The sequence below is a fragment of the Nocardia sp. NBC_01327 genome (genome assembly GCF_035958815.1).
In the GTDB taxonomy this organism is placed as follows: Bacteria; Actinomycetota; Actinomycetes; order Mycobacteriales; family Mycobacteriaceae; genus Nocardia.
In genome coordinates, this window is sequence record NZ_CP108383.1 from 5,489,291 (window position 1) to 5,508,588 (window position 19,298).

General features: G+C 67.9%; 20 protein-coding genes. 8 read left to right on the forward strand and 12 right to left on the reverse strand.

What is annotated here, in order from left to right:
* Positions 1 to 241 precede the first annotated feature (241 nt).
* A complete protein-coding gene (locus OG326_RS25385; protein WP_327139623.1) occupies positions 242 to 1,141 on the forward strand; it encodes an alpha/beta fold hydrolase in 900 nt (299 codons plus the stop codon).
* Between the two features lie 137 nt (positions 1,142 to 1,278).
* Here OG326_RS25385 and OG326_RS25390 read toward each other — a convergent pair whose 3' ends face one another.
* Entirely contained in the window at positions 1,279 to 2,175 is an 897-nt protein-coding gene (locus tag OG326_RS25390) for an SDR family oxidoreductase (protein ID WP_327146576.1), read from the reverse strand.
* A 97-nt stretch (positions 2,176 to 2,272) separates the two neighbouring features.
* On the opposite strand from OG326_RS25390, the gene OG326_RS25395 reads away from it, so the two are divergent.
* Positions 2,273 to 2,869: a TetR family transcriptional regulator gene (locus OG326_RS25395; protein WP_327139624.1), complete on the forward strand. Its 597-nt coding sequence runs from the start codon at positions 2,273 to 2,275 to the stop codon at positions 2,867 to 2,869.
* 10 nt (positions 2,870 to 2,879) lie between these two features.
* On the opposite strand, the gene OG326_RS25400 is transcribed toward OG326_RS25395, so the two are convergent.
* Positions 2,880 to 3,308, reverse strand: coding sequence for a helix-turn-helix domain-containing protein (locus OG326_RS25400; protein WP_327139625.1), 429 nt, complete (start codon positions 3,306 to 3,308; stop codon positions 2,880 to 2,882).
* A gap of 81 nt (positions 3,309 to 3,389) precedes the next feature.
* Between OG326_RS25400 and OG326_RS25405 the strand changes: the two genes are divergently transcribed.
* Positions 3,390 to 4,235 (forward strand): class I SAM-dependent methyltransferase, encoded by an 846-nt coding sequence (locus OG326_RS25405; protein WP_327139626.1) that lies wholly within the window; start codon positions 3,390 to 3,392, stop codon positions 4,233 to 4,235.
* A gap of 110 nt (positions 4,236 to 4,345) precedes the next feature.
* Here OG326_RS25405 and OG326_RS25410 read toward each other — a convergent pair whose 3' ends face one another.
* The 5 genes from OG326_RS25410 to OG326_RS25430 all read right to left on the reverse strand — a co-directional run bounded on the left by OG326_RS25410 (position 4,346) and on the right by OG326_RS25430 (position 9,445).
* On the reverse strand, positions 4,346 to 5,002 hold the full coding sequence (locus OG326_RS25410; protein ID WP_327139627.1) for an enoyl-CoA hydratase-related protein: 657 nt from the start codon (positions 5,000 to 5,002) through the stop codon (positions 4,346 to 4,348).
* Positions 4,999 to 5,613, reverse strand: coding sequence for a TetR/AcrR family transcriptional regulator (locus tag OG326_RS25415; RefSeq protein WP_327139628.1), 615 nt, complete (start codon positions 5,611 to 5,613; stop codon positions 4,999 to 5,001). The genes OG326_RS25410 and OG326_RS25415 overlap by 4 nt, the downstream gene beginning before the upstream one ends.
* 298 nt (positions 5,614 to 5,911) lie before the next feature.
* Complete coding sequence (fadD11, locus tag OG326_RS25420) at positions 5,912 to 7,708, reverse strand: fatty acid--CoA ligase FadD11 (protein ID WP_327139629.1); 1,797 nt, start codon at positions 7,706 to 7,708, stop codon at positions 5,912 to 5,914.
* 206 nt (positions 7,709 to 7,914) lie between these two features.
* A complete protein-coding gene (locus tag OG326_RS25425; protein ID WP_327139630.1) occupies positions 7,915 to 8,736 on the reverse strand; it encodes an SAM-dependent methyltransferase in 822 nt (273 codons plus the stop codon).
* 91 nt (positions 8,737 to 8,827) lie between these two features.
* Positions 8,828 to 9,445 (reverse strand): TetR/AcrR family transcriptional regulator, encoded by a 618-nt coding sequence (locus OG326_RS25430; RefSeq protein WP_327139631.1) that lies wholly within the window; start codon positions 9,443 to 9,445, stop codon positions 8,828 to 8,830.
* Between the two features lie 94 nt (positions 9,446 to 9,539).
* On the opposite strand from OG326_RS25430, the gene OG326_RS25435 reads away from it, so the two are divergent.
* The gene (locus tag OG326_RS25435) at positions 9,540 to 10,364 is read left to right on the forward strand and encodes an SDR family oxidoreductase (protein ID WP_327139632.1); all 825 of its coding nucleotides are present in this window, start codon (positions 9,540 to 9,542) and stop codon (positions 10,362 to 10,364) included.
* A 14-nt stretch (positions 10,365 to 10,378) separates the two neighbouring features.
* Positions 10,379 to 11,449, forward strand: coding sequence for an NAD(P)H-dependent amine dehydrogenase family protein (locus OG326_RS25440; protein WP_327139633.1), 1,071 nt, complete (start codon positions 10,379 to 10,381; stop codon positions 11,447 to 11,449).
* 352 nt (positions 11,450 to 11,801) lie between these two features.
* Here OG326_RS25440 and OG326_RS25445 read toward each other — a convergent pair whose 3' ends face one another.
* The 3 genes from OG326_RS25445 to OG326_RS25455 all read right to left on the reverse strand — a co-directional run bounded on the left by OG326_RS25445 (position 11,802) and on the right by OG326_RS25455 (position 15,568).
* Positions 11,802 to 12,521 (reverse strand): hypothetical protein, encoded by a 720-nt coding sequence (locus OG326_RS25445; RefSeq protein ID WP_327139634.1) that lies wholly within the window; start codon positions 12,519 to 12,521, stop codon positions 11,802 to 11,804.
* A 27-nt stretch (positions 12,522 to 12,548) separates the two neighbouring features.
* Positions 12,549 to 14,279, reverse strand: coding sequence for a hypothetical protein (locus OG326_RS25450; protein ID WP_327139635.1), 1,731 nt, complete (start codon positions 14,277 to 14,279; stop codon positions 12,549 to 12,551).
* A 410-nt stretch (positions 14,280 to 14,689) separates the two neighbouring features.
* A complete protein-coding gene (locus OG326_RS25455; RefSeq protein ID WP_327139636.1) occupies positions 14,690 to 15,568 on the reverse strand; it encodes an endonuclease/exonuclease/phosphatase family protein in 879 nt (292 codons plus the stop codon).
* Positions 15,569 to 15,643: 75 nt separating this feature from the next.
* On the opposite strand from OG326_RS25455, the gene OG326_RS25460 reads away from it, so the two are divergent.
* Both OG326_RS25460 and OG326_RS25465 read left to right on the forward strand, forming a co-directional pair.
* On the forward strand, positions 15,644 to 16,501 hold the full coding sequence (locus tag OG326_RS25460; protein WP_327139637.1) for an alpha/beta fold hydrolase: 858 nt from the start codon (positions 15,644 to 15,646) through the stop codon (positions 16,499 to 16,501).
* 86 nt (positions 16,502 to 16,587) lie between these two features.
* Positions 16,588 to 16,968, forward strand: coding sequence for a hypothetical protein (locus OG326_RS25465; protein ID WP_327139638.1), 381 nt, complete (start codon positions 16,588 to 16,590; stop codon positions 16,966 to 16,968).
* Positions 16,969 to 16,970: 2 nt separating this feature from the next.
* Here the strand turns inward: OG326_RS25465 and OG326_RS25470 are convergent, their stop codons facing one another.
* Positions 16,971 to 17,492 (reverse strand): hypothetical protein, encoded by a 522-nt coding sequence (locus OG326_RS25470; RefSeq protein WP_327139639.1) that lies wholly within the window; start codon positions 17,490 to 17,492, stop codon positions 16,971 to 16,973.
* A gap of 12 nt (positions 17,493 to 17,504) precedes the next feature.
* Positions 17,505 to 18,251: an SCO6745 family protein gene (locus OG326_RS25475; RefSeq protein WP_327139640.1), complete on the reverse strand. Its 747-nt coding sequence runs from the start codon at positions 18,249 to 18,251 to the stop codon at positions 17,505 to 17,507.
* A gap of 215 nt (positions 18,252 to 18,466) precedes the next feature.
* Between OG326_RS25475 and OG326_RS25480 the strand changes: the two genes are divergently transcribed.
* The gene (locus OG326_RS25480; RefSeq protein ID WP_327139641.1) at positions 18,467 to 19,177 is read left to right on the forward strand and encodes a metal-dependent hydrolase; all 711 of its coding nucleotides are present in this window, start codon (positions 18,467 to 18,469) and stop codon (positions 19,175 to 19,177) included.
* Positions 19,178 to 19,298: the final 121 nt, after the last annotated feature.

Below are 19,298 nucleotides of genomic sequence, written 5' to 3' on the forward strand. Positions count from 1 at the left end.
GCGGCGGACGGGAATCAGATCACCTCCGTGTCCGCTCACCCGCACTTGCCTGTGGACCGGACACGGGCAGCGCTCCCACTGAGCGGATGCGATCGCGGGTGATCGCGCGGATCGGCCGGTGAGCAAATATGGTGTCGCACAGCTGTTCTCGGCCGGTGCTGCGGCCGGGCGGGCTGGTATGTGAATGATCGACGGCCTCGCCCTGTTCGCGGGCGGTGGCCGAGCTCGAAGAGAGGTACCTATGACATCGGCTGCTTCCGGTGAGTCCGCGCTCGAACTGCGCCGTGACGGGATGGTGTTGTCGGCCCGGCATTTCGGCGCCGACGACGGGCCGCTGGTGATGCTGCTGCACGGGTTCCCCGATACCCCGCACAGCTGGGACGCGCTGATTCCGGCGCTGGTGGACGCCGGATATCAGGTGCTGACGCCGTGGTTGCGCGGGTACACCCGCGATTCCGCGGTGCGGGGCGCGCGCTACGACCTGATGGCGGTGGCCGAGGACATCGCCGCCTGGCATCGGGCGCTGGGCGGGCCGCCGACCCACCTGGTCGGCCACGACTGGGGTGCGTTCGCGGCCACGATTCTGGCGAAACAGCATCCGAGGCAGTGGCTTTCACTGACCCTGCTGGCGATCCCGCCGTTCGGTGGCGGTTTCGCTCCGGGGGCGGCACGGTATCTGCCCCGCCAGACGGTGATGTCCTCGTATATCCCCGTGATGCAGTCGGGGGCGTCCCCGCGGCTGCTCACCCGCGACGGTGCGGCATTCGTGCGGCGGCTGTGGCGGCGATGGTCCCCGGGCTGGGAATTCACCGACGCCCAGTTCGCCCCCACCGCACAGGTTTTCACCGACCCGGAGACGGCATGGGCGGCAACGCGCTACTACCGCTCCCTGTTCACGATCCATCGCGCCCCGACCCGGGAGTTCCACCGCCTGCTCCTGTCGGCCCCCGCCCCCATCCCGACCCTGGCGCTGTCGGGCCGCCGCGACGGGTGCATGTCCCCGGACCTGCAACGCGTCCTGGCCGCAGCCGCCGGCGTGAGCACCGCGCAGATCCCCGACAGCGGCCACTTCCTGCACGCGGAACAGCCCGCCGCCGTCGCCGAAAACCTGCTACCCCACCTCCACGCCCATTCCCGCTAGCCACAGACCCGATTCCACCACTACGGGGTGATCCCGGCGGCGATCTGCGAATGGCTTCCACGAGCGGGTGCAGGCCGCCTGCTTGCGGCGGTCGGAGATGCGCAGGATCGCTGGCCGATGCGCGGGATCGCCGCCGGTCAGTGCACCGTGTACGCGCCGGCGCCGATGTCCTCGAGCAGGGTTGGGCCGGTGGGGGTCCAGCCCAGTAGTTCTCGGGTTGCGGTGCTGGTCGCCGGGAGGTCCATGGCGAAGAAAGTGCCGATCCAGCCGAAGTGGGTCTGGACGTCCTCGGGGGCGATCGAGGCGACGGGCAGGTCGAATGCGCGCCCGATTGCCTCGGCGATCTCGCGGGTGGGGACGCCCTGTTCGGCGACGGCGTGCAGGCGGGCGCCCGCGGGTGCTTTCTCGAGGCCGAGGGCGACGAGGCGGGCGGCGTCGGATCGGTGGACGGCGGCCCAGCGGTGGGTGCCGTCGCCGGGGTAGCCGGAGACGCCCGTGGCGCGGGCGAGGGCGGCGATGACCGCGATGAATCCGTGGTCGCCGACGCCGTGCACGGTGGGTGCGAAGCGCAGGCTCACGCTGTGCACGCCGCGGTCGGCGAATTCCAGGGCCAGGTTCTCGCTGCCGCCGCGCGGGGAGTTCGGGCCGTGGGCCGGGGAGGGGTCGTCCTCGGTGGCGGGGCGGCCGTGGGTGAGCCCGGCGACGCCCGCGGCGAGCAGGAACGGTCGGCCGGTCCCGGCGAGTGTGTCGCTGATGGTCTGCACCGCGGCCCGCTCGGCCGCGTTCGAGACGGCCGGGTGGGCGAAGTCGTGTTTGTTCGCGAGATGGATGACCGCGTCGGCGTCGTGGGCGCCGGCGCGGAGGCTGTCCAGATCGTCCAGGTCCCCGCGGCGCACGTGGGCGCCCTTGGCCTGCAGGGCTGCGGCGGAGGCGTCGGATCTGGCCAGTCCGGTGACCGTGTGGCGGTGCGCGAGCAGTTCGTCGACCGTGGCGGAGCCGATCCATCCGGAGGCTCCCGTGACGAAAACGTGCATGATGTGCTCTTCCTTCGGCTGGTAACACTGACTGATGTCAGTCACTGACATAGCCTACGCTTCCATGTCAGTCACTGTCATCGCTAGACTCGGCCGCATGGCACGTTGGGAACCGGGCGCTCCGGAGCGGCTGCAGAAGGCGGCGCTCGAACTGTTTGCCACCCGCGGCTACGAGCAGACCACCGCCACCGAGATCGCCCAGTCCGTCGGCCTGACCGAGCGCACCTTCTTCCGCTACTTCAGCGATAAGCGCGAGGTCCTGTTCCACGGCCAGGACGCCTTCGTGCAGGGGTTCCTGACCGGCGTGGACACCGCCCCGCCGGGGGCCTCCGCACTCGAGATCATCGCCTGCGCCCTGCAGTCGGCGGCATTGCTGTTCCCGGACGAGCGCCGCCCGCACTCGCGCACCCGCCAATCGGTGATCGAACTCAATCCCGCACTGCGAGAACGCGAATCACACAAGCTCTCCGGCCTGGCCGCAACCCTCGCCGCGGCCCTGCGCGCCCGCGGCATCGGCGACCTGCCCGCCACCCTGGCCGCGGAATCGGGCGCCACCGTCTTCGGGATCGCCTTCACCCAGTGGATTCGCGACGGCGAACAACGCTCACTCGCCGACCTCTGCGCAGCCGTACTGCGCGAACTCCTCGCCCTGGCCGACCAGGCGACGGCCGCGGGCAATGTGACCCTCGACTGAGGCGAGGTCACTACGGCCGGGAGGGGACCTTCTTCGGAGGGCCGGGTCGGCCGGCGGTGAGGATGTCCGCGAGCATCGCGCGGAAGGTGGGGCATTGCATGTGGCTGGGGGCGGGGCAGGCGGCGGCGTGGCGCAGGCTCTCGCGCATGGCGGTGAGTTGCGCGATGGTGTGGTCGAGTTCGTCGGCCCGGGTGGTCAGCATGGCGCGATCGATATCGGGGCGGCCGTCGGGGGCGAACATGCCGGCGATGTCGTGCAGGGAGAATCCGGCGGCGCGGCCCAGGGCGATCAGGGCCAGTTGGTCCAGGACCGCGGGGGCGAAGAGGCGGCGCTGGCCGCGTCTGCCGGTGGAGGCGATGAGTTTCCTGTCCTCGTAGTAGCGCAGCGTGGAGGCGGGTACTCCCGAGCGCGCGACCACCTCACCGATGTCCAGATCCACGGCAATCCCTTGACCTCAAGTCGACTTGAACTGACAGAGTGAAGTTTCCACCTCCGCTGAGAGCAAGTAAAGGAGACTCCGATGAGTACCGAGCCGCAGCCCCCCGCGCAGATCACCCAGTGGAACGGCCGCTCCGGGCAGGCGTGGTCGCAGTCGGTGGGGCTGATGGATCAGGTGCTGCAGCCGTTCGAGCCGCTGCTGGTGGAGTCGATCTCCGCCGGGTCGGAGGCGCGGATCCTGGATGTGGGATGCGGTGCGGGCGCCACGACCCTGGCCGCGGCCCGCCGGGTGGGCCCTGCCGGTGCGGTGGTGGGCGTCGATATCTCCGAGGCGATGATCACCGCCGCCCGCGCCCGTGTGCAGGACACGGATGTCCCGGTGAGTTTCGAGCTCGGCGACGCGCAAACCCGGGCCTTCGCTCCGGCGAGCTTCGATCTGATCATGTCCCGCTTCGGTGTCATGTTCTTCCCCGATTCGGTGGCCGCCTTCACGAACCTGCGCCGCGCCGCCCGCGACGGCGCCGCACTGCGTTTCCTGTGCTGGCGCGGCGTCGAGCAGAACCCGTTCATGACGACCGCCGAGCGCGCCGCCGCCCCATTGCTGCCGAATCTGCCTGTGCGCCAACCGGATCAGCCCGGCCAGTTCGCCTTCGCCGATGAGCACCGGGTGCGGGCGATCCTCGACAAGAGCGGCTGGGGCGATATCAGGATTCGCCCCGCCGATGTGGAATGCACGCTGCCCGAAGAGCATCTGGTGCGCTATTTCAGCCAGTTCGGTGTTGTGGGCCTGGCCTTGCCCGATGTGGACGAGGCGACGCGCACCGAGGTCGTGCACACCGTGCGCGCCGCCTTCGAACCGTTCGTGCACGGCGATACCGTCCGCTTCACCACAGCGTGCTGGCTGGTCGAGGCGGCCGCGGCGCACTGAGCCCGGGCTGAGCCCGCCGCGCAACAGTGCGGGCAGTCGCAGCCACAGGTCAGCCGCACCGCGTGGACTGCTGTACTCGCGTGCAGCGAAAGCGGCAGCCCCCCAGCCGTTTACAGCGTGGTGAGCGCCGCGACGGCCTCGGCGAACATGACGTGCTTGATGGCGCCGAGCGTGCTCGGATCCTTCACCCCGAGCGGGGTCAGCAGTCCCAGCGCGGTCTCGGTGACCTCGGTCTCGGGTGCGGCGGCGTCGATGAGCTCGTACACCAGGGCCTCGGGCGCGGGGAACCGGTGTCCGGTGGTCATGGACGCGACCGCCGCCCTGGGGGTGAGCTTGGACTGGATGAGCGCGGCCATGCCCTTGGTGAAGGGAATGCGGATATCGGCTTCGGGGAAGCAGAAGTAGCCGCGGTCGGCGCGCATGACCCGGAAATCGTGAGCGATGGCGAGCATGGCGCCGGCGCCGAACGCATGCCCGGGCAGTGCGGCGGCGGTCGGCAGCGGGAAGGCCAGCACCCGTGCCAGCAGCGCCTGCACCTGCCCCACGTACCAGTCCGCGCGGTCGCCGTGGGCGCTGAGCCATTCCAGATCCAGGCCGTTGGAGTAGAACTTGCCGCTCGCGGTGGTGAGCAGCGCATGCGACCCGTCGGCGGCGGCGGTGTCCAGGGCGGCATTCACGTCGTCGAGAAAGGCTGGGGAGAAACGGTTTTCGTCCCCGCCGAGGTCGAGGACGGCGATCTTGTCGTGGTGGGTGAGGGTGACGGTCATCGGTGATCCTTCGCGGGTTGTGGTGGCGGTCCGACCGCGAGCACCGCGCGCACGGCGGCGCGCAATTGTTCGCGGGCGAGGGGTGAGGTGAAACGATCGCGTTCGATGAGGATCGCGGTGGGCAGATCGACCAGGCACAGGGTCAGCACATCGACGGCCCCGCCGTCGCCGCGCCCCCACAGCTGCCGGGCCAACTGCCGCATGAGCGCGACCAGCGCGCGCTGGGGTGCATCGAGGGCCGCGCGCACCGGGTCGGGCAGGTCCTCGTCGTCGAGCAGATCCTCGCGGCGCACGGTGAAGAACATCTTTGTCGAGAGCGGGAACCGGTGCGCGAAGTCGGCGGGCGCTTCGGCCGCCGCGATCACCGCATCCTCACCGGTATGCCCCGCCACCAGATCGGCCTGCAGCGTGAGGAAACGTTCGGCGGCGCGAATCCAGGTGCGGGCCAACAGCTCCGACCGGGAGACGAAGGTGTGGTAGATCGCGCCGTTGGAGACGCCGGTGGCGGCCGCGACCGCGCGAATGGTGACCGCGCCGGGCCCGGCTCCGGCCGCGAGCGCCTCGGCGGCATCGAGCACGGTGTCGGGGTCGTGCGTGCGCGGTCTGGGCATAGGTCGAACATAACAGAGCAGTTGCTCTGTTACCACTGTGGTGTGCACCGCACAGGCGGGCGCCCGCATTGCGATGCATGTGGATGGGGGATGAGCCCGTCCCGAGGCGGCCTGCACCCCGGCGCGGAACGCCGTCGGCTACACCCACGGCCACCCCCCGCGACCCACAGCCACCGCTCGCGCCCCACGCCCACCCCTCGCGACCCACGGCCACCCCTGGCGGCGGGTGCACAGCACCGGCGAAAGCGCTCGTGGCGATGACCGCTATCGGTCACCGCCACATAGGCTTTCGCGTCCTCTACTCCGCAGCCGGTTCGTGCACGCCGTCGGCCAATACCGGTGCGTACATGTTCTCGATCTCGGCGGCGTACTTCTCGGCGATCGGATTGCGCCGCAGTTTCATGGTCAGGGTGACTTCGTCTCCGCCGGGCTCCCAGAAGGCGGGCAGGATGGTGAACCGTTTGATCTGCTCCACGCGCGAGAGGTGTGCGTTGCCGGCGGCGACTCCGCGCGCGATCTCGGCGATCAGCCCCTTGTCCGCGGCGAGCGCGGGCGCCGACGCATCGGTCAAACCGTGTTGTGCCGCATAGGGTTCCGCGGATTCGGCGTCGAGCACGATGAGCGCGGTGTTGTAGGCGCGCCGGTCCCCGATGGTGGCCAGGGCGCCGATGAGCGGGGTGGCGGCCTTGATGGTGTTCTCGATATTGGCCGGGGACATGTTCTTGCCGCCGGAGTTGATGATGATTTCCTTCTTGCGGTCGATGACCCGCAGGTACCCGTCGGCGTCCTCGGTGATGATGTCGCCGGTGCACAGCCAGCCGTCGTCGAGCGCGTCGGCGGTCTTCTGCGGTTCCTGCCGGTATTCGCGCATGACCAGCGGCCCGCGCACCAGGAATTCACCGTCCTCGGCGATCTTCGATTCCAGCCCGGGCAGCAATTTGCCGACCGTGCCCAGGCGCGCCTGCCCCGGCGGGCTGACACTGGCCACACAGGTCAGCTCGGACATGCCCCACACCTCGGAGATGGGAATGCCGAGCCCGAAGAAGAATCCCAGCGTCTCGGCCGGAATCGGCGCGGCCCCCGACAGCGCCCATTTGAGTTGATCCAGGCCGAGTTTGGCCCGCAGCTTGGACAGCACCAGCTCATCGGCGTGCGCCCATTCCGCGGCCTGCACATCATCGAGCACCGCACCCGCCAATTGCGCCGCGGCCTTGCGCCCGGCCACCTCCAGCGCCCATTCCAGCCCCGCCCGCCGCTGCGGATCGGCCTCGTTCGCGACCGAGAACTCCACTGCCGCTTTGAGTTTCTCCCACACCCGCGGCACCGCGCCCCAGATGGTGGGCCGGGCGTCGATGAGCGCGGCGGGCAATTGTGTGCGATCGGGCACGGTGGTGATCTGACTGCCGTAGTACTCGTGCAGATACAGATTGGTCACCCGGTCGGCCATATGCGCGGTCGGCAGATACGAGGTGATGCGATCCCCGAACACCACCGGCATGACCGAGGCGTACGCCTGACATTCGAAGGCCAGATTGGCGTGGCTGATCTCCACGCCCTTGGGATTGCCGGTGGTCCCGGAGGTGTAGCAGAGGGTGACGATGTCCTGCGGTGTCACCGCCTGCCAGGTGGCCTCGAAATCGAAGTCCTGGCGCACCAGCGAGGTCAGCTGCGCCACCGACAGGGTGCCCGGCACCGCCCGGTCCACGCATACGATCGTTTCGATGGGCACCCCGCTGGCCCGGATCCGGTCCACGTATTGCGCTTCGCACAGCACGATCCGGTTCCCGGCATTGGTGAACACATAGTTCAGCTGCTGCGGCGAGAGCGTGTTGTACACCGAGAACGAGGTGGCCCCACTGTGCTGCGCGCCCACCTCGAGCGGATAGAACTCGACCCGATTGGCCATCATCAGGGCCACGGTGTCCCCGCGCCCGACCCCCAGCGCCTGCAATCCGCCCGCCACCGCCCGCACCTGCCGGGCGTATTCACCCCAGGTCAGCGATTGCTGTCCGCCGACCGAGCGCACCGCCACCGCCTCCGGGTCGATCGCGGCGGTCTGCTGGAATGCCGCAGGGGACGTATTCGGTTTTGTCATAACAGTTCTCGATCCACTCACCGACACCTTCTCAGACGGTAGATCGTGGCGGGTCCGGGTGTGAGCCGTTTAGGCACATCGGCGCGGCGGGGCCCAGGTCGGCGGCACGCAACCTACAGGGGAGGACCACCGCATACGTCACTGTGACGTATTGGCGCGGGGAAAGTGGGGTGCGACAACAGCGGGGGAGCGCACCCGCATCCGCGCTAGGGCTTACGGGCGATACCGGCGATCATCAACCGCTCGTCCAGAGTCAACTGCTCGTGCAGGGGCAGATGCTCGGGCAGGACACCGTCCGGTCGCCACAGCGGCAACGGCACCAACCCGGGCTCGGCCAAGGCGCAGTCACCGAAGAAGCGGGCGATCTCCGCATGCGTGCGAAACCGGCCGGTACCCAGGAATTGCAGAAAGGTCTGCTCGAGCTCGTGGGCTTCCGGACCCGAATCGCAGAAGTGCGTGATGAACAACTGACTGCCCGAAGGCACAGCACTCATGTACGCGTCCACGACCCCTTGCGGGTCCTCGCTGTCGTGCAGGTGATGCAGAATCCCGACCAGCATGACCGCGACCGGTTGCGTGAAATCCAGCAGCGCCCGCACCTCCGGATGCGCCAGCACGCTGTCCGGCTGTCGCAGATCGGCGGTGATCACCGTGGTGTACTCGTTCTCCATCAGCAGCGCCCGCCCGTGCGCGAGCACCATGGGATCGATATCGACATACGCCACCCGCGCCTGCGCGCGCACCCGCTGCGCGACCTGATGGGTGTTCTCCATCGTCGGCAGACCCGCCCCCAGATCCAGGAACTGGCTGATGCCCGCCTCGTCGGCCAGATAGCGCACCCCGCGCGCGAGCACGGCACGGTTGTAGCGCGCCAGATCGCCGATCCCGGGCAGGGTTTCGGCCAGCTGCCGGGCCACGAGCCGATCGGCTTCGTAATTGTCCTTACCGCCGAGCACGGCGTCGTAGGCGCGCGCGATACTCGGCTGCGACGTGTCGACCCGTGCCGGCGTCCTGTCGGTGTACGACACCGTGTGATCCCCTCGATTCCTGCTCGCGAGTGCGTATCTCGCCGCACAGCCTAATGGCGCAGCACCCGGCGCAGGCGAGGTTCGCACCAGTTCAGGAAGGCCCTGAGGTCTCGGCCTGCCGAAGCGCGGCGCGATCGCGGGCCCCGACGATGCCGTAGAGCAGCAGATCCTCCAGTGATGCCGCGAATCCGTCGAGATCGTCGATATCGCGAATGCACATGGCGAACAAGGCAGCCCCGGCCACGGTGTCCAGCACGGTATTCGGATCCAGCCCCGGCCGCCCCGGCGCGGCGTTCTCGCCCAGGTACCCGGTCAGCTCTTCCCGAGTGGGGGTGTCGAGCCGGGCTGACAGTTTCCGGTACAGGCTCGGGTCCTCGCGCATCTCGGCCATCAGCCCGGGCATGGCGGCGCGGGTCTCGGCCGAGCCGAAGAGCTGGATGGTCCCGCGAATCACCTTGCGGACCTCCGAGAGCAGGTCGGGCGCAACCTTTTCCGAGCCGACGTCCGGGAATACGGCCTGGGCGATGAGGTGGGCCTTGGAGGGCCAGCGCCGGTAGATCGAGGGCCGGCTCACCCCCGCGCGGGCGGCGATCGCATCGATCGAGGTTGCGGCATAACCCTGTTCGACGAGCAGCGCGCGGGCGGCGTCGAGCACGGCGCGGTCCACCGCGGGGTCGCGGTGCGGGCCCAGCCGGTGGCGTGCGGTCACGAAATCGGTCCTTGTCGGTCGGGTCGGGAGTCGTTACAGTCTGTCACATCTAAGTCGTTACAATGTGTAACTGCTGTGGACTCGAGGAGGAGTCGTGTCAGCTGCCCCGCACGCCGCACCCGCCGATACCTATCGGCCGGTGCCGCTACTGCAGGACAAGGTCATCGTGGTCTCGGGCGTCGGCCCCGGCCTGGGCCACGCGTTGACCATCGAAGCAGCCCGCATGGGCGCGAATCTGGTGCTGGCCAGCCGCACCGCCAAACGCCTGGAAAAAGTCGCCGAGCAGGTCCGCGCCCTGGGCCGCACCGCCCTGGTCGCACCCACCGATATCACCGACGAAACCCAGCGCCAGTCCCTCGTCGCACGCACCCTCGAAGAATTCGGGCAGGTCGACTGCCTGATCAACAATGCCTTCGCCATCCCGCCCATGAACCCGATCACCCAGATCGACCTGGACGCGCTGCGCACCGTCAACGAAACCAATGTCTTTGCCCCGCTGCGGCTCTCGGCACTGTTCGCCGACGCCCTGGAACGCTCGCGCGGTTCGGTCATCATGCTCAACTCGTGCGTGTCCTACAGTTCCCAGCCCGAATACTCCGGCTACAAACTCTCCAAGGGCACCCTGCAGCACCTGGCGTCCTCCCTGGCGACCGAACTGGGCCCGCGCGGCATCCGCGTCAACAGCGTCGCGCCCTCGTATGTGTACGAGGACATCAACAAGGCCTACTTCGACTGGCTCGCCGGCCAGGCCGGGGTCACCCACGAGGACATCTACCGGCAGAAGGCCGACCCCACCGACCTCAAGCGCCTCGCCGGGCCCGAGGAGGTCGCCCGCGCCACCCTGTTCCTGGCCAGCGACCTCGCCACCGCGGTCACCGGGCAGATGCTCACCGTCGACTGCGGCGAATTCCACCGATGACCACAGGAGAACCCATGAAGAAACGAATCGTGCTGTGGGGGACCGGCGTCGTCGGCTCGATGGTGCTGACGGAAATCCTGAACCACCCGAACTTCGAACTCGTCGGCGTCGGGGTGAGCAACCCGGACAAGGTCGGCAAGGATGCCGGTGACCTGTGCGGGGCGGCGAAAACCGGTGTGCTGGCCACCAATTCGGTGGACGAGCTGATCGCGCTGCGCCCGGATGCCGTCGTGCACTACGGGCCCACCGCGGCCCTGGCCGATGAGAACATCCGCGTCATCGGCAGCTTCCTGCGCGCCGGCATCGACGTGTGCTCGACCGCCATGACGCCGTGGGTGTGGCCGGCCATGGACAAGCTGCCCGATGTGTGGCGCGATCCGATCACCGAAGCCTGCGCCGAGGGCGGCGCGTCCTGCTTCACCACCGGTATCGACCCCGGCTTCGCCAATGACCTGTTCCCGCTGACGCTCATGGGCCTGTGCGGTGAGGTGCAGTCGGTGCGTGCCTCGGAGCTGCTCGATTACACCGACTACGAGGGCGATTACGAACTCGAGATGGGCATCGGGCATCCGCCGGAGTTCACCGCCATGCTCGAGCATCCCGATATTCTGATCATGGCGTGGGGCGCCACCGTGCCGATGATCGCCGCGGCCGCCGGGATCGAACTCGAGGACATCACCACCACGTGGGAGAAGTGGGTGACACCCGAGGACCGCGAGTCGGCCAAGGGAATCATCAAGGCGGGCACCGTCGCCGCCATCCGCTTCAGCATCAACGGCATCTACCAGGGCCGTGAGGTGATCACCCTCGAGCATGTCAATCGCATCGGCCTGGACGCCGCGCCGGAGTGGCCCGCCGGTACCCGCGACGATGTCTATCGGGTCGACATCATCGGTTCGCCGTCGATTTCCCAGGAAACCTCGTTCCGGTTCACCGATGGTTCCGGTCGCACGCCGGCGGTGGCGGGCTGCCTGTCCACCGGGCTGCGCGCCCTCAATGCGGTACCTGCTGTCAACGATCTGCCGCCGGGCTGGGTGACCGCTCTGGATCTGCCATTGATCCCCGGCAAGGGCACCATTCGCTAAGTGCCGCAACCCGTTTGCCCACCTCAATACGTCACAGTGACGTATTGAGGTGGGGTGCCGGGACCTAGGGGAGTAGGGGCCGAGAGGGGCCCGGCGATCTCGCAGCAGCCCAGATCGCACCTTCCGGCCGATTTAGGAAATTTTACGGTGAATCACGATTTGACCGAAAAATAAATTCCGGCAACGGATTTCGCCTCAGCACACCGGCGCAGCGCACGACATCAGGCGAGGGGCCCGGCAAATCGACAGCCGCCGAAAAGTGCCGGAAATCGCCGAAAACGCCTGTTGCACAAGATCATTCCCAGCCCCAAGGCAACGCCGTAAAAGTACCGATAATCTACATTATGTAAAGCTACGGTGCGGAGCGCCTGCCCCCGATGACATGTGAGCTGCCATTGTCCTTCTCCACGACAATGCGGGACAGATCGCCCGGGTCAGCCGGGTCGAACCACACCGTCACCTCGTCGTCGACCGCGATGGGCCGCGACCGTAGCTGAAACGCCTTGGGCGTCACCCATCTCGGCACTCCCGCGCCGTCGACGAACCGGACGGTAATCGTCGCCAGTTTCGGCGACGGCGTATGCGCGAACCGCGCCAGACCGTCATCGGTGACAATTCCGGTCGCCTTGACACTGCGAGTGCGCACCGCAGCCGCGGCCGCACGCCGGCGAGGGCGCACCACAGCCAGAATCAACAGCACCACCACCGCGAGCGCCGTGACCGACAGCAGGCCGACACCCACCCATTGCACCCCGCTGCCGCTGACCAGAACCACGCCCGCCACCAATGTCGTGCAGGCCAGATACTGAACCGGACCCACCGTACTGCGTGCCCGCCCGCTCACCGCCGAATGCGAGAGCCATGCGGTGGTCGCGAGCAGTCCGAGGAATACCAGCGGCAGCGGCGGGATCAGTCCCAGCAGCCAGATCGGCTCGGTGGCGATCCGCGTGCCCGAGAAGGCCATGAGTCCGGCGGCGGCCGTGCCCATTCCGAGCACCACGTACTGCTTGGTCATCGACGGCCCCGAACGGTCGGGAAGTCGCGGGCGCGAGGCCGGAGGAACTGTGCTCATCTCCCCCATCCTGGCAGACCGCCGAGTTCATTTCTGCCAGTAGTTCGCCGGACCCGCCTGCTTGTCCAGCGCCGAGGCGGCGGCGTCCAGCCAGTCGGTGATGCTCTTGTCCCGGGTGAGGTTGATGTACATGGCGGTCGACTCGTACAGGTACCGGTGATTCTGCAGACCCCAGCCGCGATAGGTGCCCCATCCGGCATTGTTGTCGCAGACCGAAGCTCCGGCACCGGTTTTCGGGCACCAGACCGTCCAATCCTGGTCCTGATCCTTGATGGAGTTGTACAGGCGGCTCGCCTCGTCGGCGGTGGCGAAGGCGAACACGTCGATGGACACCAGGATCTGGTCGGAGGTGTCCACATACGAACCGCTCACCAGCTGAGAGCACTGATGGCTGTTGAGGATCGACTTCACATTCCTGGACATGCCCGAGGTGATGCAGTCGTGCACTCCCCCTCCCCGCAGCGTGTATTTGACCTGCTTGGCGTCGGTGAACGATTGCGGCAGTAGCGCATCGGTGGTGAAGGGCGTCTTGTCACCGGCCGCCGAGTCGAGGGTGTTCCAGTCGAACGGCGGCGTGGTGGACGGCGGGGTGTAGCTGCTGGACGGGCTCGAGTAGCTCGTGAAGGCGTCGGAGCTGTCATTGGGGTCGTTCGTTTTGACGGCGGCGTAGCCGATGAGCGCGATCACCCCGATGCAGGCCACGATCGCGGCGAGGATTCCCGCGACCTTGGTGCCGGAGGTCGGAGGGTGCGCGGGGCGGCCGCCGGCGAAGGGGGTGGCGAGCAGCGGTGCGACGGGTTGCCCGCCCTGGTTCGAATACCAGGCGGGAGGTGCTGTCGCAGGGGCTGTTTCGGGGACAGCATTACCGGCGGTTTCCTTCGCGAGGGAGATCGGGGCCACCACGGTCGCCTCGTCGTCGCCCTGCGACGCCGGGTGGTCGATGAGCGCGAGCGCATCCGAGCGGTAGGCCGCGCGGTCGACAGTCAGGAATGCCCCTTGCAGCGCAGCGAGCCACTCCGCGGCGGACGGGCGCGTGTGCGGGGCGGGCGAACCGGCGAACGCTCGCGCGAACAGCGCCCGCAGCGCGGGGTCCAGCTCGCCCGGGATCCCGGGCAGTTGCCGTTCCCCGGTGGCGAGTTTCGGTGTGGCCGGGGACAGGAACAGCCCCCGATAGAGGAGACCGGCGAGGGCGAGGCGGTCACCATCGCCCTGTGCGGGCCGGAGCCCGTCACAGTCGATCAGGTGCGCATGCGGCTGGGACCGGTTCCACGCCACATTGCGCTCGGTCAGCCCGCCGTGCGCCAGGTCCCGTTCGTCGAGCACCACGAAGATGTCGCATATCCGGATCAGCACGCCCACACGGAAATACGCGGCCGGTCTCTCGAGCACCAGCTGATCGAAGGTGAGCGGCATACCGTCCGGCCGCAGGAATTCCGCCGGGATCACCGGTGTAATCACCCCGGTCAGGGCCTGCTCGCGCAGCACCAGATCGATGGGCCAGTTGATCGAGGCGGCCGCCCATTCCTCCGATCCGGCCTGCTGTTCGGCGGCGAGGACGATCTCCCGCCCGAAAAGCACTGTCCGCGCGGCACTTCCGAGCACCTCCGGGTCGGTCAGCGGCGCACCGTACTGCGTGTAGACCCGCTCCCGCCCCGCCCTGTCCCGGCATCGACGGCCACTCCCCTGCCCGCCGCCGCCCGATTCCTGCGCGACCTCATACACCTCACCGGATTCCCCGGTCACCGATACCTGCGGCACGCCCCGTCCCCTCCTCCGCGGCGCCCCTGCACCGCCCTGCTACGGCGGATCGACTGTGCCACAACCGACAACAGGGCACAAAACGGACGACTCCCCCGTCCAGCGCCTCTGCGTTCATGATCACCAGGAACTGAGGGCGGCATCGGCCGAGTAGGAACCGCCGTCAGTTCCTGGTGATCAACCGATCAGAAGGCGAAGTCCGACTTCCCGGCGACCAGGAGTAGTAGCCGATGCCGTGGCCGTCCGCGACGATGTGGGCCGGCAGGGCCTGAGCGGAATCGGCGAGCGCCCTCGCGCAGCTGCGCATCGAATTCATATTCCTAGCAGATCCAGAGTGCTCGATCCTGACCCTCTGATCGACCCTCCAGCCGCCGAAGGTGCTGCCGATCGTGCGGATCAGGGGCGAAAAGTTATGCGGCCGAAGGTTTCTGGGGCCAGTGCACGTCCACGACCAGGCCGAAGTGGTCGCTGGCGTGGATGCCGGTCAGCGGCTCATGGAAGGCCAGGTCCGCGTGCAGGATTCGGCCCGCGCCGCCGGGACGCAGGAACGGGTCGCCGACGAAGACGTAGTCGATGCGTTGCGGCGGGACGTTCAGGGCGCGGGCCTGCGGGTTGGTCAGCGGGTCGTAGGTGTTGCCGGGTTCGGTGGGACGCAGGGTGGACCAGGCGTCGACGTAGGAGGTGCTGCGGCCCTCGAGGACGGCGTTCGCGTTGAGGAAGCGCATTTCGTCGGAGGGCGGTTTGGCGTTGAAGTCGCCGCACAGGATCGCGGGCAGCGGGGTGTCCGGGTTTCGGCGGGCTCGAATGGCGTCGTCGATTGCCAGTACCTGCTGTACCCGCTGATAGGCCTGCGCGGGCGGCGGGGCCAGATGGGTGCTGAAGGCGTCGATTCCGGCGGTGTGGGCATACAGCAGTTCGGCCTGGATCCGCCAGGAGGGGTGCGGGTCGCGCGGGGCGGGATCCATAGGCAGCGGCAGCACCTCGTGGCGGTCGATGGGCCAGCGGCTGAGGATGGCCGAGCCGAAGCGCAGGGTGCGATCGGCCCAGGCGTCCTCGGGAAACGGATAACCGCCGAAGCACCAGTGCCAGCGCCCGTCCGGGGCATGGTCGACGAGCCAGCCCGCGGTATTGGTGCCGGGCCCGGTCTCCCACACCTCCTGTAAGCAGACCAGGTCCGGGTCCAGGCGCTCGAACCAGGCGAGGATTTCCTGACGCCGCCGTTCCCAGTGCGGTTCCAGCAGGGAGCCGATATTGAGCTGCACAATCCGCAGGACGTCGGATTCGGGCATGTCCACCTCGCATTCCGTAGCGGCTCAACACTATCCGCGAGCCTGCCAACTGTAACGTGTTCTACTCTGGGTCGGGTGGATGTCACATACGAGAGCACCAAGCGCGAAGTCCGCACCGATCAGGGTGTGATCCGCTACCACGAGGCCGGCGACGGACCGCCCCTGCTCCTGCTGCACGGATCCGGCATCGGCGTGACCGGATGGCGCAATTATCGCGGAAACCTCGCCGTCTTCGCCGAGCACTTCCACTGCTACGTCCTGGAATTCCCCGGCTTCGGCGTCAGCGATCCCGTCGAGCGCGGCGGGCATCCGGTACTCACCGCCGGGGATGCCGTCATCCGGTTCATGGACGCGCTCGGCATCGACTCCGCGCCCATGATCGGCAATTCCATGGGCGGTGTGGTGGCGGTCAACCTCGCCGTCAAACACCCCGAACGCGTCGAAAAGGTCATCTCCATCGGCGGCGTCGGCGCGAGCATCTTCAGCGCCAACCCCAGTGAAGGCACCCGGCTGCTACAGGAATTCGCCGACAACCCCAGCCGGGAAGGACTGCTGCGCTGGCTCAACTGCATGGTCTACGACCCCAAGACCATTACCGACGATATCGTCGAGGAACGCTGGGCGGTCGCCAATCAGCCTGATTCGCACCAGACGCTCAAAGCCATGTACGGCTCGGAATCCTTTGCGCTGCAACAGCAATTCCTCGCCAACTCCTCCATCCCGCCCTACTGGTCCATGATGCACAAAATCCAGTGCCCGACCCTGCTGACCTGGGGCGGCGACGACCGGCAATGCCCGCCCGATATGGCCATGATCCCGCTGCGGCTCATCCCCGACGGTGAGCTGCACATCTTCCCCAAGTGCGGTCACTGGGTGATGATCGAAGCCAAGCAGGCCTTCGAACGCGTCAGCCTCGAATTCCTGCAGCGCTGAAGCGGTTCCGGCGGTAGTCGACCGGTGTGCGGCACACCGGTCCTCTCGCCCTGCCCGCACAACGCCGGTATGCCAAGCTGTCGCTCATGTCCGAGCGTGCGGTGACCTCACCGAATATGACTGATCAGGGCCGCATTCCGTCCGTGCTGCGGTTCGGCACCGAGCTCATCGCCTGGATCGCCGCACCGTGGGCGGTCGCGGATCGGTCCTCCGTACCGCTCGCGCTGCTGGTCTTCGTGGTGCTCATCGGACTCCCGACGGTCTTCGGCACAGTCGGGGACAAGAAGCAGGTCATGGTGCCCGCACCCGGCTGGGTGACCATCGCACTGGTGGTCCTGCTGGTGGCCGCCGCCGTATGGGGCGCCTGGCTGGTGTGGCCCGTCTGGGCCGCCATCCTGGTCTCCGTACTGGCGGCAGCCACGGTCATCGCCGAGATTCCGCGCTGGCGCTGGCTGTCGGGGACGTAGGGCTACCAGACCAGAGAGACATCACGCACCCGGACCCGGCCGAAGAAGCGTTTACCGATGGCCGCGCCGTCGTAGTTGTAGCTGTTCATGATGTCCGCCAGCTCCTCGGCCAGACCCTGCAGCGCGAGACCGACAAACCCCGCGCCGTCCCAGCCCCAGTCCTGCGGCACATCCTCGATGGTGATGACAATGCCGCTCTCCCCCGGCACGGCGGTCACCGCGTAACCGATCGCGGCGGGAGCATCCCGGATCGGATCACCCACCGCCACCCCACCCGGCTGAGCGGGTTCGGTGAAAACGGTTCGCGCGAAAGCGATATCGGCACGGATCAGCTCCGCGACCTCCGCCAGATCCGCATGCCTGGCGCCGCGGCCGTACCGCGCGCCATAGATGCGGTCATCGGCCGGGACGCGCACCGACTTGGCGAGGATCCGATCGAGCATCCGCTGGGCGGCGGCTCGTTCCCCGGCGCCCGTCGCGGGATGATCGATCAGGGCGCGCAAACGCGTGATTCGATCCGGCATCGTCAACTCCGTTCAGCGCCGGGCGAACACCGTCGCCTGACAGGCGGTCAGCAGTTCGGTCAGCTCCTGCGCCGCACCCGCGTCCAGCACCGCGAAGGCCGGTGCGATGAGATCCTCGGTAATCGTCTCCGCCTGCATCCAGCGGCCCTTCAATTCCGCGGTGATCTCCTCGAACGGTTCCGGCCAGCCGAAATGCCGGGCCTGCTCCGGACCGGTCGTGCGCGGCGAACCGGCGATGAGCACCGCCTGCTGCGGCGTCAGACCACTGGCCCGCACCCCGATCAAATGCAGACCGCCCCGCAGCTCACGCAGCACATGGATCAACTGCAGCACCCGGCCCGGCGCATCATCGGCGCGCGGCAGCGCACGCCACCCGGCGAACAGCGGAACCCCCGCCGGATCCGCGGCATCCACCACCGGCTGCAACAACTCGGCCAGGCGCTCGGCCTGCGCGAAGTCCGCCAGCTTGCGGCGGCCGAAGTCCTGGCAGGCGGCCAGATACCCCGCCGCACCCTTCGCGGCGGGCACCGCGGCCGTGGACTCCCACGCCGCGCGAATCGCCTCGGCACGGAAGAAACCGAAGGCCGCCGTCACGACATCGGCGTCCACATCGCCCAGAACACCTCCGCGGCCGCGCGTATAACCGGGCATGAATCCCTCCACACCGGTGGAGGCGGAGAACTCCTTCGCCTCCCGGGAGAACATGAATCCCCCACCGATCTGCTGGACCTGATCCTTCACCGCGGACGCAACCGACATGTCCGTTCCTCTCTGAGCGGAAAGCGCAATCCACCCGAGACTATTTCACCGGTGATCGCGGCGGTCCAGGGGCCTGCTCCCCCGCCCTCCGGAGCCGAATTATTCGCGGTCGCAGCATCTTTCGGCACCCGTTCCGAGATCGACTGGTGCCCAACGCACCTCGGGGAGACGTAGACCTGAACGAAAGCCCAGCTCCATCGGCTAACCTTCAATCGGTGCTAGGACATTCACATGCAACTAGTGGCGCGCTCGCCTGGTCAGCAGCCGCCGCAGCATTACCGCTCACCGTTTTGACCTATCCCGCAATAGAATCCGGGCAGATCCGGCCCGTCGACCTCGTGATGGGCACCTTCCTCACCGCCGGCGCGGCACTGCTGCCCGACGCGGACCACCCCAACGGCACCATCTCCCATGTGCTGGGCCCGGTTTCACACGCCGCCTGCAAAGTGATCTCGAAAGTGTCCGGCGGACACCGGCATGCGACGCACTCCTTCGCCTTCGTCGCCGCCATCACCTACGGCACCTGGGCCGGTGAACACTGGCTCGGCCGCTACTTCACGCTCGCGCTGGTCTTCTTCCTGCTCGCCCTCGCCATCCGGGCGCTCAATCTCGCGCCCACCGGCGACGGCGCCAAGGCCTGGGTCACCGTCGTAATCCTGGCCACCTGCGGCACATTCGCCATCGACCACTGGATCAGCGACAAACCCCTCTGGCTGCCCTTCTCCGTCGGCCTGGGCTCCTTCGCGCACCTGGTCGGGGACTGCCTCACCGATCGCGGCTGCCGGCTGCTGTGGCCGCTGCAGATCCGTACCCGGATCCCCATCATCGAGCGCACCGGCAACAAGATGGAGACGTTCGTCCTCGTACCGATCTTCGCACTCGGCACCATGGCCCTGCTCTGGTACACCATCACCCATCAACCGTGATCACTCCGCAAGGGTGACAAGGGAATTCCGGGGGCCACGCCCCCGGAACCCCGGACTGTTCCGCAGCGTGCCGAGCCCGCATCCACGCCCCGGCCCGCCCTCCCCGAGTCCGCGGCCCCCG

What these genes read in the sequence shown, in the direction of transcription:
- OG326_RS25415 (WP_327139628.1), bottom strand. Translation starts at nt 5,613, where the DNA reads ATGCCCAGACCGCGCACGCACGACCCCGACACCGTGCTCGATGCCGCC.
- OG326_RS25455 (WP_327139636.1), bottom strand. Translation starts at nt 15,568, where the DNA reads ATGCCCGAATCCGACGTCCTGCGGATTGTGCAGCTCAATATCGGCTCC.
- OG326_RS25465 (WP_327139638.1), top strand. Translation starts at nt 16,588, where the DNA reads ATGTCCGAGCGTGCGGTGACCTCACCGAATATGACTGATCAGGGCCGC.
- OG326_RS25445 (WP_327139634.1), bottom strand. Translation starts at nt 12,521, where the DNA reads ATGAGCACAGTTCCTCCGGCCTCGCGCCCGCGACTTCCCGACCGTTCG.
- fadD11 (WP_327139629.1), bottom strand. Translation starts at nt 7,708, where the DNA reads ATGACAAAACCGAATACGTCCCCTGCGGCATTCCAGCAGACCGCCGCG.
- OG326_RS25475 (WP_327139640.1), bottom strand. Translation starts at nt 18,251, where the DNA reads ATGTCGGTTGCGTCCGCGGTGAAGGATCAGGTCCAGCAGATCGGTGGG.
- OG326_RS25395 (WP_327139624.1), top strand. Translation starts at nt 2,273, where the DNA reads ATGGCACGTTGGGAACCGGGCGCTCCGGAGCGGCTGCAGAAGGCGGCG.
- OG326_RS25410 (WP_327139627.1), bottom strand. Translation starts at nt 5,002, where the DNA reads ATGACCGTCACCCTCACCCACCACGACAAGATCGCCGTCCTCGACCTC.
- OG326_RS25385 (WP_327139623.1), top strand. Translation starts at nt 242, where the DNA reads ATGACATCGGCTGCTTCCGGTGAGTCCGCGCTCGAACTGCGCCGTGAC.
- OG326_RS25390 (WP_327146576.1), bottom strand. Translation starts at nt 2,175, where the DNA reads ATGCACGTTTTCGTCACGGGAGCCTCCGGATGGATCGGCTCCGCCACG.
- OG326_RS25440 (WP_327139633.1), top strand. Translation starts at nt 10,379, where the DNA reads ATGAAGAAACGAATCGTGCTGTGGGGGACCGGCGTCGTCGGCTCGATG.
- OG326_RS25470 (WP_327139639.1), bottom strand. Translation starts at nt 17,492, where the DNA reads ATGCCGGATCGAATCACGCGTTTGCGCGCCCTGATCGATCATCCCGCG.
- OG326_RS25405 (WP_327139626.1), top strand. Translation starts at nt 3,390, where the DNA reads ATGAGTACCGAGCCGCAGCCCCCCGCGCAGATCACCCAGTGGAACGGC.